Source organism: Nocardia sp. NBC_00403 (assembly GCF_036046055.1).
GTDB lineage: Bacteria > Actinomycetota > Actinomycetes > Mycobacteriales > Mycobacteriaceae > Nocardia.
Genome location: NZ_CP107939.1, coordinates 2,331,210 through 2,345,751 on the forward strand (window position 1 = coordinate 2,331,210; position 14,542 = coordinate 2,345,751).

14 protein-coding genes are annotated in these 14,542 nt (G+C 67.5%); 10 read left to right on the forward strand and 4 right to left on the reverse strand.

The window, feature by feature from the left end; genetic code table 11:
- The first annotated feature begins 95 nt into the window (after positions 1-95).
- The 7 genes from OHQ90_RS10095 to tsaD all read left to right on the forward strand — a co-directional run bounded on the left by OHQ90_RS10095 (position 96) and on the right by tsaD (position 6,979).
- Entirely contained in the window at positions 96-1,583 is a 1,488-nt protein-coding gene (locus OHQ90_RS10095) for an NAD(P)H-hydrate dehydratase (RefSeq protein WP_328409399.1), read from the forward strand.
- 377 nt (positions 1,584-1,960) lie between these two features.
- On the forward strand, positions 1,961-3,088 hold the full coding sequence (gene alr, locus OHQ90_RS10100; protein ID WP_328409401.1) for an alanine racemase: 1,128 nt from the start codon (positions 1,961-1,963) through the stop codon (positions 3,086-3,088).
- Positions 3,085-4,185, forward strand: coding sequence for an alpha/beta fold hydrolase (locus OHQ90_RS10105; RefSeq protein ID WP_328409402.1), 1,101 nt, complete (start codon positions 3,085-3,087; stop codon positions 4,183-4,185). The genes alr and OHQ90_RS10105 overlap by 4 nt, the downstream gene beginning before the upstream one ends.
- Entirely contained in the window at positions 4,178-4,630 is a 453-nt protein-coding gene (gene tsaE / locus OHQ90_RS10110) for a tRNA (adenosine(37)-N6)-threonylcarbamoyltransferase complex ATPase subunit type 1 TsaE (RefSeq protein WP_328409404.1), read from the forward strand. Before OHQ90_RS10105 ends, tsaE begins: the two co-directional genes overlap by 8 nt.
- A 77-nt stretch (positions 4,631-4,707) precedes the next feature.
- Positions 4,708-5,424, forward strand: coding sequence for a tRNA (adenosine(37)-N6)-threonylcarbamoyltransferase complex dimerization subunit type 1 TsaB (gene tsaB, locus OHQ90_RS10115; RefSeq protein WP_328409406.1), 717 nt, complete (start codon positions 4,708-4,710; stop codon positions 5,422-5,424).
- Between the two features lie 5 nt (positions 5,425-5,429).
- Positions 5,430-5,939: a ribosomal protein S18-alanine N-acetyltransferase gene (rimI, locus tag OHQ90_RS10120; RefSeq protein ID WP_328412748.1), complete on the forward strand. Its 510-nt coding sequence runs from the start codon at positions 5,430-5,432 to the stop codon at positions 5,937-5,939.
- Positions 5,936-6,979: a tRNA (adenosine(37)-N6)-threonylcarbamoyltransferase complex transferase subunit TsaD gene (gene tsaD / locus OHQ90_RS10125; RefSeq protein ID WP_328409408.1), complete on the forward strand. Its 1,044-nt coding sequence runs from the start codon at positions 5,936-5,938 to the stop codon at positions 6,977-6,979. The genes rimI and tsaD overlap by 4 nt, the downstream gene beginning before the upstream one ends.
- Before the next feature lie 18 nt (positions 6,980-6,997).
- Here tsaD and OHQ90_RS10130 read toward each other — a convergent pair whose 3' ends face one another.
- Positions 6,998-8,560 (reverse strand): Hsp70 family protein, encoded by a 1,563-nt coding sequence (locus tag OHQ90_RS10130; protein ID WP_328409410.1) that lies wholly within the window; start codon positions 8,558-8,560, stop codon positions 6,998-7,000.
- Positions 8,561-9,232: 672 nt separating this feature from the next.
- Here OHQ90_RS10130 and groES point away from each other — a divergent pair.
- Complete coding sequence (groES, locus tag OHQ90_RS10135; RefSeq protein ID WP_014981824.1) at positions 9,233-9,532, forward strand: co-chaperone GroES; 300 nt, start codon at positions 9,233-9,235, stop codon at positions 9,530-9,532.
- Positions 9,533-9,666: 134 nt separating this feature from the next.
- Positions 9,667-11,280, forward strand: coding sequence for a chaperonin GroEL (groL, locus tag OHQ90_RS10140; protein WP_328409413.1), 1,614 nt, complete (start codon positions 9,667-9,669; stop codon positions 11,278-11,280).
- Positions 11,281-11,469: 189 nt separating this feature from the next.
- On the opposite strand, the gene OHQ90_RS10145 is transcribed toward groL, so the two are convergent.
- The 3 genes from OHQ90_RS10145 to OHQ90_RS10155 form a co-directional block, all read right to left on the reverse strand.
- Positions 11,470-11,721, reverse strand: a complete 252-nt coding sequence (locus OHQ90_RS10145; RefSeq protein ID WP_328409415.1) for an RskA family anti-sigma factor — start codon at positions 11,719-11,721, stop codon at positions 11,470-11,472.
- Position 11,722: 1 nt separating this feature from the next.
- Positions 11,723-12,298: a sigma-70 family RNA polymerase sigma factor gene (locus OHQ90_RS10150; protein ID WP_328412749.1), complete on the reverse strand. Its 576-nt coding sequence runs from the start codon at positions 12,296-12,298 to the stop codon at positions 11,723-11,725.
- Between the two features lie 391 nt (positions 12,299-12,689).
- On the reverse strand, positions 12,690-12,983 hold the full coding sequence (locus OHQ90_RS10155) for a WhiB family transcriptional regulator (protein WP_040704593.1): 294 nt from the start codon (positions 12,981-12,983) through the stop codon (positions 12,690-12,692).
- Between the two features lie 624 nt (positions 12,984-13,607).
- Here OHQ90_RS10155 and OHQ90_RS10160 point away from each other — a divergent pair.
- On the forward strand, positions 13,608-14,474 hold the full coding sequence (locus OHQ90_RS10160) for a hypothetical protein (RefSeq protein ID WP_328409420.1): 867 nt from the start codon (positions 13,608-13,610) through the stop codon (positions 14,472-14,474).
- The last annotated feature ends 68 nt before the right edge of the window (positions 14,475-14,542 follow it).

Genomic DNA, 14,542 nt, shown 5'->3' on the forward strand with positions numbered 1-14,542 from the left:
AGCGTAGTCTGCTGACGGTGCGGGCTTACGCAGTGCCTGTGCGGCCGAGCCTGATCAGCAGCAGTGCCCGAGCAACGCAGTGGAGGCGAGCATCCATGTCCACCCAGCGGGGATTCTTCACCGCCGACGAAGTGCGGGCGGCCGAAGCCGAACTGTTCACCCGAGTCTCGGACGGCGTACCGATGCAACGCGCCGCGCACGGCCTGGCGACCGTTGTCGCGGGCGAGTTGCGGGCGCGGACCGGCGGGATCGCCGGGCGGTCGGTGACGCTGCTGGTCGGTTCCGGTGACAACGGCGGCGACGCGCTGTGGGCGGGCTCGATGCTGCGTCGTCGCGGAGTTGCCGTCACGGCCGTGTTGCTGAATCCCGAACGGGCACATGCCCGAGGGCTGGCTGCGCTTCGGAAGGCCGGCGGTCGGGTCCGCGACGCCGGTGGTGCGAGAACGTCGGCGAAGAGTCTGCGCGGCGACGTCGGCGCACCGGATCTGGTGATCGATGGCATTGTCGGGATCTCCGGACGTGGTCCGCTGCGTCCGAACGCCGCGGAACTCGTTGCCGCGCTCGACGCGCCGATTGTCGCCGCGGATCTGCCCAGTGGTGTCGACCCGGACACCGGTGCCGTCACCGGCCCCGCGGTCCGTGCGGATGTCACCGTCGCCTTCGGCGCGTACAAGCCGGTCCATGTGCTCGCCGCGCCGTACTGCGGGCGAATCGAACTGGTGCCCATCGGTTTACGGCTGCCCGAGCCGAACCTCGCGGCGCTGGATCCGGCGTCGGTCGGTGCGCTCTGGCCGGTACCGGGACCGCTCGACGACAAGTACACGCAGGGCGTCACGGGCGTCTGCGCGGGCAGCGGCACGTATCCGGGTGCGGCCGTGCTGTGCACCGGCGCGGCCATCGCCGCGACTTCGGGCATGGTCCGCTACGCCGGAACCGGCTCGGCCGATGTCCTCGCGCATTTCCCGGAAGTGGTTGCCGCCCAGAGCATCGCAGACACCGGTCGAGTCCAGTCCTGGGTGTTCGGCCCGGGCGCGGGCACCGACACGGACGCACACAAACGACTCGCCGAAGTACTCGCGACCGACCTTCCTGTCGTCGTCGACGCCGACGGCCTTACCCTGCTCGCCGCCGATCCCGATCTGCTTCGCGGACGCTGCGCACCGACCGTATTGACTCCGCACGCTGGCGAATTCGCGCGTCTGACCGGACACGAGGTGGGGCAGGACCGGGTCGCCGCAGTCCGCGAGCTGGCCGATTCCTGGCAGGTCACCGTCCTGCTGAAAGGCCGCGCTACCCTCGTCGCCGCCCCTGACGCACCAGTGCTCGTCAACGAGGCAGGCGGCTCATGGGCCGCAACTGCGGGCGCGGGCGACGTCCTCTCCGGCATCATCGGCGCCCTCCTCGCCGCGGGCCGAGACCCGGCCTGGTCCGCCACGGCCGCCGCCCGCGCACACGCCCTGGCCGCCAACCTTGCTGCCCACGAAAACCACCTCGCCGGAGCTCCCACCTCGGCAACCCCGCTTCTACAGCACGTTCGACCGGCCATCCGCACCCTCCGCACCTTCGCCCTCGGCGAGTACTGACTGCTGCGGAAATCTCGCGGCTACAGCAAGTTCGGCCGCGCCCACACCCGCCCTGCGCTGTGCTCGTCGTGCCCACGAGGTGCGGCGGCAAAGCAGCATCGACGTCGGACTCCGACTACTCACATAGCGGCGACCCAGTCCGCCAGTCCCCGATGAGCCGGTGATCATGGGGCAACCCGTACACGCCGATCAGGAACGTTGATCGTGCGGGTCGTTCACGTGCTGTGCTGGTGACCAAAGTGACACGTGTTATCACCAGAACGCGGGTAATCCACAGCTGGTACGCCGAGAACTCGGCCAGGTGCTCGACCGCGGGCTCGCAATGGCACGATCGATGCACACCACGACCGGCAGATGACGCGGAGAGGCGGACAAGCGTGAATGCGCAAGTGGAGGCGGTTGTCGACCTGAGTGCCATTGCGCACAACGTGCGGATCCTGCGCGAGCATGCCGGCGATGCCGCGGTAATGGCTGTGGTCAAGGCCGACGGCTACAACCACGGCGCGGTCGAGGTTGGGCGGGCGGCGCTGGGAGCGGGTGCGGCCGAACTCGGTGTCACAACGATCGATGAGGCCCTTCAACTCCGTGCGGCGGGCATCACCGCGCCGATTCTGTGCTGGCTCAACAACTCCGACGCCGACTTCGGCGCCGCCGTCGCCGCCGATATCGAGCTCGGTGTCTCATCGCTCGCGCATTTGCGGGCAGTCGAGGCCGCGGCGCGTGCCACCGGTCGGACGGCAACCGCGACGGTGAAGGTCGACACCGGTCTCAACCGCAACGGCGTCTCGGCGCTCGAATACCCACGGGTGCTCGCGGCGCTGCGCGAGCTTGTCGACGAGCAGGTGGTGCGCTTCCGGGCGATCTTCTCCCACCTCGCGCACGCCGACGAGCCACAGCATCCGATGATCGATGTGCAGCGCGACCGCTTCCTGGAGGCGATCGCGACCGCCAAAGAACACGGCTTGGAACCGGAACTGGTGCATCTGGCGAACTCGGCCGCCGCGCTGACCCGACCGGACCTGGTTTTCGACATGGTGCGCCCCGGCATCGCGGTGTACGGCCTATCGCCGGTACCGGAGATCTCCGATTTCGGGTTGCGCCCCGCGATGACCTTCCAGGCCAGGGTCGCCCTGGTGAAACAGGTCGCCGCGGGTGAGGGCGTCTCCTACGGGCACGAGTGGGTCGCGCCGCAGGACACCACCGTCGCGCTCATCCCGGCCGGCTACGCCGACGGTGTGTTCCGCAACCTCGGCGGCCGTTTCGCGGTCGCGCTCGGGGGCGCGCAATACCCCAATGTCGGGCGGGTCTGTATGGACCAGATCGTCGTCGACCTGGGGGACAACGCGGCGGGTGTCGCGGAGGGCGACACCGCCGTCCTGTTCGGAGCGGGCCAGGACGAACCCCACGCACAGGACTGGGCGGACGTGCTCGGCACCATCCACTACGAGATCGTGTGCTCCCCGCGCGGTCGCGTGGTCCGGCGACACGTCGGCGGCCTCGGATGAGACAGCAGAAGCCGGCGGGCCATCGCATCACCGTGCTGCGTGGCGGGCTGGCGACCGCGGGCGTCGTCGGCGCCCTCGCCGGTACGCACGCTCTGCGCAGAATGGGCGCCAGAGTGCTCTGGCCCGCGCGCCGCGATGAATACCGAGACGAGAACTTCGCGCTGTTCGACGACGACCGCTCCGGCGCCGTGCTCACCGAGGACAGCGTGCGGCTGGCCACTCGCGAATGCGGTCCCGCGGACGCACCGGTCACCGTGATCTTCGTGCACGGCTTCTGCAACACCATGGAGTCCTTCCACTTCCAGCGTCGCGATCTGGAAAAGCGTTGGAGCGCAAGGGCCCGGCTGGTGTTCTTCGATCTGCGCGGGCACGGCGGCTCCGGCACCCCGACCACCGAGAGCTGCACCGTCGCCCAGCTCGGCCGCGATCTGGCCGCGGTCATCGAGGCCTGCGTGTCGACCGGTCCCGTCATATTGGTCGGCCATTCACTCGGCGGGATGGCGATACTCGCCGCGGCCGCGCAGTTCCCGGAGCTGTTCGCGGCGCGGGTGATCGGCATCGGGCTGCTGTCCACCGCTGCGGCGGAGGTTACCTCCGCAGGCATCGCCCAACTTCTGCGCCACCCGGCCGTCGACGGATTTCGATTCGCCGTGCACACCGCGCCCGCGCTGGTCCAGGCGGGCCGCGCCACCACGCGGCACGTGATCGCCCCGATCCTGCACGTCAGCTCGTATCACGGGCCGGTGAGCTCGACGCTGTCGCGGTTCACCACGATGATGATCGACCGGACCCCGGTCGAGACGATCGTGAAATTCCTGAAAGCGATCGAGCTGCACGACGAATCGGCGGCCCTGCCCACGCTGGCGCACCTACCGGTGCTGGTGCTGGGCGGCGCCCACGATCTGGTGATCCCGTTCCGCAATTCCCGTGCCTTGGCCGCGGCGCTGCCCAATAGTGAACTCGTCCGGCTGGATGACGCCGCGCACATGGCGCACCTGCAATACCCGGATATCGTCAACGCCGCACTCGACCGGCTGCTCATGCGCGCCGGTGCTATCGAACAAACCGCAACCGAATCGGAGGTCCTCGGTGGCTGAACGGCAACAGCGCGTCTTGCCCACCGTCGCTGACACCGAGGCATTCGGCCGCGAACTCGCGGCCCAACTCGGTGCAGGCGATCTGGTGGTGCTGGACGGTCCGCTCGGTGCGGGCAAGACGGCGCTGACCCGTGGCATCGCCGCCGGACTCGGCGTGCAGGGCCGAGTCAGTTCACCGACCTTCATCATCGCGAGGCAACACCGGGCCGGGCAGCGTGAAGGTGCCACGCCGGTGCCGCTGGTGCACGTGGACGCATATCGGCTCGGCGGCGACCTGGACGAGCTCGACGCCCTCGACCTCGACACGGATCTGCATCAGGCGGTCGTCGTGGTGGAGTGGGGCAGTGGTGTCGTGGAACACTTGGCCGAGCATCACCTGTATGTGTTGCTGTCGCGCGAACCGGATTCCGAGGTGCGTACGGCGATCTGGGAATGGGTGCACTGATACGTGGCCGCAGCCCAGGTTGCTCTCGAGTAGCTCCGCACCGGCCGCACCTACCAACCGGTATCGTTAGGTCAATCATGCTTGTACTAGCCGTCGACACCGCGACACCTGCCGTTACAGCGGGATTGGTGGAACTGGAGCAGGTCGCCGCTAGCGACTTGTCGCAGGTCGCTCGAAACAACACTGCCGCTGGGGTACGCACCCTCGCCTCCCGGGTGCGGGTCGATCCCCGCGCGCACGCCGAGGTGCTCACGCCGCAGATCCTCGAATGTCTCACCGAGGCAGGCCGTTCCAGGGCCGATATTGCCGCCGTGGTGGTCGGCATCGGCCCCGGTCCGTTCACCGGACTACGAGTCGGAATGGCAACTGCCGCCGCATTCGGTGACGCGCTGGGGCTGCCCGTGTACGGGGTGTGCAGCCTCGACGCGATCGCCGCCGACGCCGCGGCCGACCTCACACCGGACAGTGAGCTGCTCGTCGTCACCGACGCGCGCCGCCGCGAGGTGTATTGGGCGCGCTACCGCGACGGTGTGCGCATCGCCGGACCCGATGTGAGCAAGCCGGGCGATCTGGATGCGGCGCACGCCACAGTGATTGCCGGATCCGCCTCCCATGTCGACTTCTTCGATCTGCCGGTGCTGCCGGTGGAGACCCCCTCCCCGGCCGGGCTGGTGCAGGCGGCGGCTGCCGAGTTGCTCGGGCATATTGTGCCGGAACCGTTGGTCCCGCTGTATCTACGCAGGCCGGACGCGGTCGAACGCAGCTACCGCACGCTCGACCGGACGGGAGCGTGATGATGCTGTCGATCCGAATCGAACCGATGGACGGGGCCGACATCGAGCGTTGTGTCGAACTCGAACAACTGCTGTTCCCCGAAGACGACCCGTGGCAGGCGGTGTCGTTTCGGTCCGAGCTGGCCGCACCACACAACCGGTACATCGTCGCCCGCGACGACGACGGGCGAATGGTCGGCTACGCGGGCGTCGCACTGCTCGGTGATGAGGAACACCCCGAGGCCGAGGTGCACACCATCGGCGTCGACCCGCACTGCCATCGCGCGGGTATCGGCACCGTGCTGCTCGAAGCGTTGCTCGCCGAGGCGGGCAAGCGCGGCGGACCGGTATTTCTCGAAGTGCGCACCGACAACGCCCCTGCGATCGCGATGTACGCCAAGCATGGCTTCCACATCATCGGACTGCGCAAGAACTACTACCACCCGAGCGGTGCCGACGCCTACACCATGCGCAGGCCCGCGCTGACCGGCGTGGGTGCGGCCTGGGACATGGCTCGCGGGGAGGTGCTGTCGTGATCGTCATGGGCGTCGAAAGCTCTTGTGACGAAACCGGAGTCGGCATCGTGCGCTGGCACGACGACGGCACCTGTGAGCTGCTCGCCGACGAGGTCGCCTCCAGTGTCGAGCAGCATGCCCGATTCGGCGGCGTCGTCCCCGAGATCGCCTCGCGCGCGCACCTGGAGGCCATCGTGCCCGCCATGCGCAGGGCGCTCGCGGCCGCGGACATCGCCAAGCCCGACGCGCTTGCAGTGACCATCGGGCCGGGCCTCGCCGGTGCCCTACTGGTCGGCGCGGCCGCCGCGAAAGCCTATGCGGCAGCGTGGGATGTGCCGTTCTACGCTTTGAACCACCTCGGCGGACATGTCGCGGTCGACACGCTGGAACACGGATCGATGCCGCCGTGCGTCGCGCTGCTGGTGTCGGGCGGGCACACTCATCTGCTGCACGTCACCGATCTGGCCGAGCCGATCGTCGAGCTGGGCAGCACCATCGACGACGCAGCAGGAGAGGCGTTCGACAAGGTCGCCCGGCTGCTCGGGCTCGGTTTCCCCGGCGGCCCCGCGCTCGACGCGGTGGCGGCCAGCGGCGACCCGAAGGCGATCGCGTTCCCGCGTGGCATGACGGGTCCGCGCGATGCGCGCTACGACTTCTCCTTCTCCGGTGTGAAAACTGCCGTCGCCCGCTATGTGGAGGCAGCCCAGCGCAATGGTTTCACCGCGGCCGAACTGCCGATTCCCGATATCGCGGCGTCCTTCCAGGAGTCGGTCGCCGACGTGCTCACCATGAAGGCGGTGCGTGCGGCCCAGGATGTCGGCGTCGACACGCTGGTCCTCGGTGGCGGCGCGACCGCCAACTCCCGAATCCGTTCCCTCGCCGAGGAGCGTTGCGCGGCAGCAGGATTGACGCTTCGGGTGCCGAAACCCCGGCTGTGCACCGATAACGGCGTGATGATCGCGGCGCTCGGCGCCCACGTGATCGCGGGCGGCGCGAAGCCGTCACCGCTGACGGTGGCGACGGACCCCGGCCTGCCGGTGTCGGTCAGCCAGGTCGGCTGACTGCGGCGGCGGATCCGGCTAGCGCGCTGGAACCAATTGTTGCGGTGAGTTACCGCCGGCAGAACCGGAATTCGCTCGCGGCAGCAGCGGAACCCGCGATTTCGCTGGTTCCTGGGTCGATGCCGGAGGCGGTGGGGTGGGCGCGGTAGACGGGGCCGCAGTCTCTTCTCCCGGCTGGCTGTGTTCCGCCGGGTTCGAGGAGGACCCTGCCGGTGGGGCCAGCGGGTTGCCGAACAATGGGCCGAGCAGCTCCGGGAACGGGATCGGCGGCAGGTTCGGATCGGGACGCAGCGTGGGCTGCGTCGGCGTGGTGCTCGCGGGTGTCGGTGTGGTGCTCACTCGCGTGGTCGGCTGGCCGCGGTCCTGGGTGATGGACGGGAGACTGCTGCCGCTCGGCCGGTTCGTGCTCTCTCGAATTTGCCCGGTCGGTGTCGGCGGAACCGGCGCCGATGCCGACGGCATCTGGGTGCTGCTGGTGGTGCCCGCGGGGGAGACGTCGTCGCCAGAGGTCGGTGCGAAGGTCTTCACGCCATAGCCGATGATCAGTCCGACCACCACGATGGCCCCGGCCACTGTGCCGACCACCTTGGTGAAGGTGCCGACCGGCGCGTCGGAGGTGAGCGCGTTGACCGGGAACACCGCGGGCTGTGCCGCGTCGGCGACCAACGCGGCGCCCTTGGCGATCACCGCCTCCGGTTCGGGGACCGTGTGCACGGGGATATCGAATTCATTGCAGAGCGTGGACACCACGGCGGGGATATTGGCCCCGCCACCGATCACCGTGACCGCCTGCGGGAACGTGGGCGCCCGCGCGAAGACCGCCGCGGCGTACACGCCGATCTCGCGCAGCAGATCAGCGATCAGCTCCTCGAAATCGGCTCGTGTCAGCTTGAGTGGCTGCCCGGCGACATGGTCGATGGTCACGGCAGGCGTGATGGACAGATGTTCCTTGGCGGCGCGGCCGCGATTGGTCAGCATGCCGCGGTTCGGGCGGGTGCCGCGCCGGGCGTAGTGCAGGTCGACCAGATGGTGGTAGATGAGTTCGTCGACGGCGTTGCCGCTGATCGCCGTGGTGCGCTCGCTGCGGAGCACGGTGCCGTCGGCCTGGTCGGCGACGGTGACGGTGAGACCGGACGCGCCGAGGTCGATGACGGCGACAGTTTCGTAGCGTTCCAGCAGACCGGTGTGGCGCAGGTAGGTCAGCGCTGCTGTGCTCTCCGGGATCAGCCGCAGGTCGCGCTGCTTGCCGGTCGCCGCGCGGATCAGTTGGGCCTGTTCCTTGCTGCGATAGGCGACCGCGACACTGGTCGGCGGCCGGCTGGAGGCCGATTCCAGCCCGATCGAGTGTGCGCCGGCGAACCGTGCGCCCACCGGGTGCACAACGTCGCGTGGTAGCTGCGTGGTCGGTAGCTGGGTCGTCATGAGCTCGATCGAGGACGCCACCAGATCGCCGAGATCGGAGTGGGCCGCGTCGGCGGAAACGACGCGGTAGTCGAAATTCTGGGCGCCGTTGGACGCGGTCGCGACCAGCGCCGAGCAAACGACCTCGTTCCCGGCGGAGATGCCGAGTGATGTTCGCATGTCACCTCCCTTCGAGCGGATGGTCATGTGCTGCTGACCATCTCGAATGGACTACCGAACTTCTCGCGTGGATTGCGAGCGATTCGGACTCGGGATCCGGCCGACCCGTTGTCCGGATGGGTCGCGGGGACCAGCCATGGATCACGTGTGGTCTTGCCCTCTGGTGAAGCTGGTTCTCTCAACGCTTGTACTGTGACGGCTGGGGCTACCGGGTACTGCTCGGCTTCCCCTGTGACGCTGGTTGTTTCATAGCTCTCCGTGCGCCCCCGATGACGCCGGCTCGTGATGAACGCAGCGCGCGGAGAACAACCGTCGTCCATACTGTCACAATCCGTTACCCGAACGTTACAGATTTGCTGATCTCTTGGGAAGTCTTCAGGCCCTTCGGCATGGCGTGACACCGGCCACCGATCCGACACGCCGTCAGAATTGGCACAACCCAACCTTGAGCGCTGGCACTCTCATGTATAGAGTGCTAGTCGGCACTGTGAGTAGTGCTTTAGTGCCAGTTCGACCACTGAGCAGGTGTCCCGGCACCCGCGACGACGGGGCTATGCGCAGGGGTCGACATAGCTAGCGACTGCTTACAGGTCGCGCGAAACAACACGACACCGATGGTCCGGGACAACAGTTCCGGACGACCGTATATCCCCTGAAAGTGGAGGGCTCAACGTGGCGAGCGTGAACATCAAGCCGCTCGAGGACAAGATCCTCGTCCAGGCCAACGAGGCCGAGACGACGACGGCCTCCGGCCTGGTCATCCCCGACACGGCGAAGGAGAAGCCGCAGGAGGGCACCGTCATCGCCGTCGGCGAGGGGCGCGTCACCGATAAGGGTGACCGCATCCCGGTCGACGTCAAGGAGGGCGACACCGTCATCTACAGCAAGTACGGCGGCACCGAGATCAAGTACCAGGGCGAGGAATACCTCATCCTGTCGGCGCGCGACGTGCTGGCCGTCGTCACCAAGTGACCGAGCTCCGCGCGGTCGGCTGACCGCGCTGCCCGGCCATTGCCGGGATCGAGTCGTCACGACACTGCCCCGGTTCCCCTGAGCGGGGCCGGGGCAGTGTCGTTTCAGCACTGGAACCCTAAGGAATAGGACTTATGGCAAAGCAGATCGAGTTCGACGAGAAGGCTCGCCGGGCTCTGGAACGCGGTGTCGACAAGCTCGCCGACGCCGTGAAGGTCACCCTCGGGCCGCGTGGCCGCCATGTTGTGCTCGCGAAGGCCTTCGGTGGCCCTACCGTGACCAACGACGGTGTCACCATCGCGCGCGAGATCGACCTCGAGGACCCCTTCGAGAACATGGGCGCGCAGCTGGTCAAGAGCGTCGCCACCAAGACCAACGACGTCGCGGGCGACGGCACCACCACCGCGACCGTGCTCGCGCAGGCGCTGGTGCGCGCGGGCCTGAAGAACATCGCCGCCGGCGCGAACCCGATCGCGGTGGGCTCTGGCATCGGCAAGGCCGCCGACGTGGTCTCCGAGGCGCTGCTCGCGCTGGCCACCCCGGTCTCCGGTGAGCAGGCCATCGCTCAAGTCGCGACCGTGTCCTCGCGCGACGAGGAGATCGGCGCCATGGTCGGCAAGGCGCTGACCACCGTGGGCAAGGACGGCGTCGTCACCGTCGAGGAGTCCTCGACGCTGCAGACCGAACTCGTCGTCACCGAGGGCGTCCAGTTCGACAAGGGCTATCTCTCGCCCTACTTCGTCACCGACACCGACAGCCAGCAGGCCGTGCTCGAGGACGCCTTCATCCTGCTGAACCGGGAGAAGATCAGCTCGCTGCCCGATCTGCTTCCGCTGCTGGAGAAGATCGCCGAGTCCGGCAAGCCGGTGCTGATCATCGCCGAGGATGTCGACGGCGAGGCGCTGTCGACCCTGGTCGTGAACTCGATCCGCAAGACCATCAAGGCCGTTGCCGTGAAGGCGCCGTTCTTCGGCGATCGCCGCAAGGCGTTCCTCGACGACCTCGCCGTCGTCACCGCGGGCACCGTGGTGAACCCGGACCTCGGCATCACGCTGCGTGAGTCCGGTCTCGAGGTGCTCGGCAAGGCGCGTCGCGTCGTCGTCACCAAGGACGACACCACCATCATCGACGGTGCAGGCACCGCCGAGGACATCGCGGCCCGCAGCGCGCAGCTGCGTCGCGAGATCGAGGCCACCGACTCCGACTGGGATCGCGAGAAGCTCGAAGAGCGGTTGGCGAAGTTGTCCGGCGGCGTTGCGGTGATCAAGGTCGGCGCGGCCACCGAGACCGCGCTCAAGGAGCGCAAGTACCGGGTCGAGGACGCTGTCAGCGCCGCGAAGGCCGCCGTCGATGAGGGCATCGTCCCCGGTGGCGGTACCGCGCTCGTGCTCGCGAGCGCCAAGCTCGGCGAGCTGCGCGATTCGCTCTCCGGCGACGAGGCGGTCGGTGTCGAGGTGGTGCGCACGGCACTGTCGGCGCCGCTGTTCTGGATCGCCACCAACGCGGGCGTCGACGGCTCCGTGGTGGTCAGCAAGGTCGCGGATGGGAAGGAAGGCTTCAACGCCGCCACCCTCACCTACGGTGACCTGCTCACCGACGGTGTCGTCGACCCGGTCAAGGTGACCCGCTCCGCCGTCGTGAACGCGGCGTCGGTGGCGAGGATGATCCTCACCACCGAGAGCGCCGTGGCGGACAAGCCTGCCGAAGAGGCCCACGACCACAGTCATGGACACGGCCACAGCCACTGAGTTCGGTTCGACATGCGAAGGCCCCTCGGAACATTCCGGGGGGCCTTCGTTTGTGAACTTTATGAACAGAACAATGGATTTCGTACGTTGAGTTCAGGGAAATTCCTGGGTTGCTTCCGAAATCGACTATGCACCGAACGTTGGTTCGCGCGTGTTCTTCCCGATGCGCTCCGGCGCCGGGAATGAACGCTAAGAGGCGACGGGCGGTTGCTCGGCGGCGATGGCCGTGAGCAACCGCCCACGCAGGGCAGGGGGCGGCTGAACCGCTGTCACCGCCGCGAATGCGGCGAGGGCGTCTCTCGTCTCTTGCACTTCGGCGAGGAATTCCGTACGTAGGGCGGGGTCCTCGCTATCGAGCAGGTTTTGTACCGCGTGATGGTCTTCGTCGTCGATCGATGCGAGCGCGACGGCGTGCGCGAGATCGATCTGGACTTCGTTCATCTCACGTCACCCCCAAACTTTTTTTCAGTCGTGTCAGTCCGTCCCGGATACGGGACTTAACGGTTGGTAACCCTACGCCGAGATAGGTGGCTACCTCTGCGTAGGTTCGCCCGCCGTAGTAGGCGAGCGAGATGGCCTCTCGCTGGGTCGGCGTCAATGTGGCGAGACCCGCGAGGACGGCCTGTTGTTCGAGCCTTCGCTCGACTTCTTCGGTGACCTCATCGAATTCGTTGCCGAGAACCCTTATCCCGTAGGCGACTTCGCGCTGGGTATGGGCTTGTTCGGCGCGAACCCGGTCGACCGCTCGCCGGTGGGCCAGCGTCATCAGCCACGTCACCGCCGACCCTTTCGCCGAGTCGAAACTCGCCGCAGTCCGCCAGATCTGCAGGAAGACCTCTTGGGTGGTCTCCTCCGCATATCCGGGATCATGCAGAACGCGGAGCACCAGACCGAAGACGCGCGCACACGTTCGGTCGTAGAGCTCGGCGAAAGCTTCCTGGTCGGACTGGCCGCAGCGCTCGAGAAGGGCGGCTAGCTCGATACTTTCGGCTGCGCGTGCCGATACCGCAGAATCCACACGAGGTGGGATGGCTTCTCTTCGGAACGAGTCGCCCTCTGCGGCCGTCGGCCGCGTTGTCACAACGCTCCATTCTGTGTCATCGGTCACTACCGTAGCGTGCCGCTATGACTACCCTTCCGGTGGGGTGGCGGCAATCTACGTGTGGTCCAGCAACTTCGGCACACCGGGCGACTCCCCGAGGGACACGCCGTGGCACGCCGATAATTGTCGCGAAACGCCGAACCGACAGCTGGGTGGCTTCCGGCCGTTGCTGCGGCGGGCATATCGCTGGTGACAGCTACCGCTTGCGCGCCGACGCGATCGAAGGTGTTGTATTGGCCGGTCGTTTGCTAGAGATTCGGCGTGCCGCGCCGCGCGGATGGGATCGGATTCCGCGTGGCGCACTCGGCTATACCGCCATACGGCGGCGGTTGCGGCGCGCGTGCATCTCGCGTTCCGTTTCCGACATTCCACCCCAGATGCCGTAGGGCTCGCTGACTTTCAGGGCGTGGCTGCGGCATTGCATCAGTACCGGGCAGCTCCGGCAGATTTCCTTGGCGCGCATCTCCCGTGCGGTGCGAGCGCGGCCGCGTTCGCCGTCGGGATGGAAGAACACCGCGGAATCCTGCCCGCGGCAAGACCCTCTCATCTGCCAGTCCCAGACATCGGCGTTCGGTCCGGGAAGGTGGGTCGGCATGGGCATGGTGAACTCCTCGTGGTGCGAGCTCGTCAGCGTTGTCGAGCAGTTGTTCTGCAAACAGTTGTGGCCACGGCGCTGGGTCGGCGGCGTGCCTATCGGCTCGCCCTTCGCGGTCGCTGTAATTTCGCGCGGCGCCGACCGTGGCGATGAGTTACGTTAGGTCCAGCCGCGAAATTACGTCAATAGTTCGACGCAGCAGTTTTCCAAATGTTGGGCTGCGAAATTTAACCTCTACGGTGTTTACTTTTGCATTGCTTCCGGTGATACTGGTCGGTTGATCGACGGCTCGCATCGAACCGTCTGGCTCGATCCGAGAGTATATCCGCAGGTGGGCGCGGTTTCGGCGGCTGGCTCCCCATGTCTGGGGAGCCATGGCTGCCGTGGGGGCGGTCACAGCGCCGATCGGGGCCGATCGGACGTCGGATCGGAGATGGCGGAATCAGGGCGCTGAGGTTAATTGCGCGAAACGCATGTGAATTCCTATCGCGCGTGCCCGTTGATTGCCCGTACGAGATTTACCTGATGGAAACATGATGTTGGCATTCAAAATGCTGGATGGTTGCCGGGATGTCTCGGCGATGTTTCCGGGGACCCGGGCGTGCTCGTGGCGCACGATAGAGTTCGGCCGTGTCCGCGTCACCTATCCTTATATACAGCGAGTCGACACCGCTCGCCGCCGCCGCTTTCGGCGATCGTCGTGCCCTCGGCGCTGCCGAGTTGCCGGTGCCGCGAAGCGCCCTCGATTCATGGCATCGGGCGGTGATTCTCGGCGGCGGGGGCCACTACGCCGCAGCCCGCGCCGAACTCCGATTACTGCGCTCGCGCACCACCGACCCGGTGCTGCTTTCGCTCGCCGCGAGCACCGAGGGTTCGCTGTTGCGCCAGCTCGGCTGGCATGCCCGCGCCGCGGTCGCCGACGGGCGGGCCGCGGCGCTCATCCTCCCCACTCGTGCCGAGGGCAGGAGCGGGGTCGGCCCGGACCGCACCGACGCTGTCTGCGATGCGCTGACCGGTCTCGCCGCCGATGCGCTCGGCACCGGCAGGCTCACGCTGGCCACCCATTTGCTGTGGCGCAGCCACGACGGCCTCGACCCCGAACAGCTGCGCTGGCGGCCTTGGGTGCGCTGGCACTGGGTTTCGGCGGAGACCGCCCTTGCCTCGGGCCGTGCCGACCCCGCGCGCACCCATGCCGAGGCCGCGGTGGAATTGGCCGAGCGTGGCCCCTCGATCCGGCACCGGATCAAATCCAGGCTGCTGGTCGCGGCGGCTGCCGCCGCCGGGGGCGACGCCGAGCATGCGCGTGTCCTCGCCGAGGCGGTCGCCGCCGAATGTCGCGAATACGGGTTGCTTCCGCTGCGCTGGGCGTGCGCCATGTTGCGTGCGGGCGTATCCGCCGACGCCGACGCCGCAACCGCTGCCGGCACCGAAGCCGCCGAATGTGCCGCGGCTATTGCTCGGCGTGGCGGGCGGTTTCGGCCCGCGGGTGTTGCCTAGGTCTTCCACTGGAGGCGACCCGTGTTGCCCGGTTCCCGGCATTGTGTAGCTATTGTTAGATCCGTTCC

Excerpts from the sequence above, each read along its gene's own strand:
- OHQ90_RS10155 (WP_040704593.1), bottom strand. The coding sequence starts at position 12,983 with ATGCCCATGCCGACCCACCTTCCCGGACCGAACGCCGATGTCTGGGAC.
- tsaB (WP_328409406.1), top strand. The coding sequence starts at position 4,708 with ATGCTTGTACTAGCCGTCGACACCGCGACACCTGCCGTTACAGCGGGA.
- OHQ90_RS10130 (WP_328409410.1), bottom strand. The coding sequence starts at position 8,560 with ATGCGAACATCACTCGGCATCTCCGCCGGGAACGAGGTCGTTTGCTCG.
- OHQ90_RS10145 (WP_328409415.1), bottom strand. The coding sequence starts at position 11,721 with ATGAACGAAGTCCAGATCGATCTCGCGCACGCCGTCGCGCTCGCATCG.
- OHQ90_RS10105 (WP_328409402.1), top strand. The coding sequence starts at position 3,085 with ATGAGACAGCAGAAGCCGGCGGGCCATCGCATCACCGTGCTGCGTGGC.
- groL (WP_328409413.1), top strand. The coding sequence starts at position 9,667 with ATGGCAAAGCAGATCGAGTTCGACGAGAAGGCTCGCCGGGCTCTGGAA.
- OHQ90_RS10095 (WP_328409399.1), top strand. The coding sequence starts at position 96 with ATGTCCACCCAGCGGGGATTCTTCACCGCCGACGAAGTGCGGGCGGCC.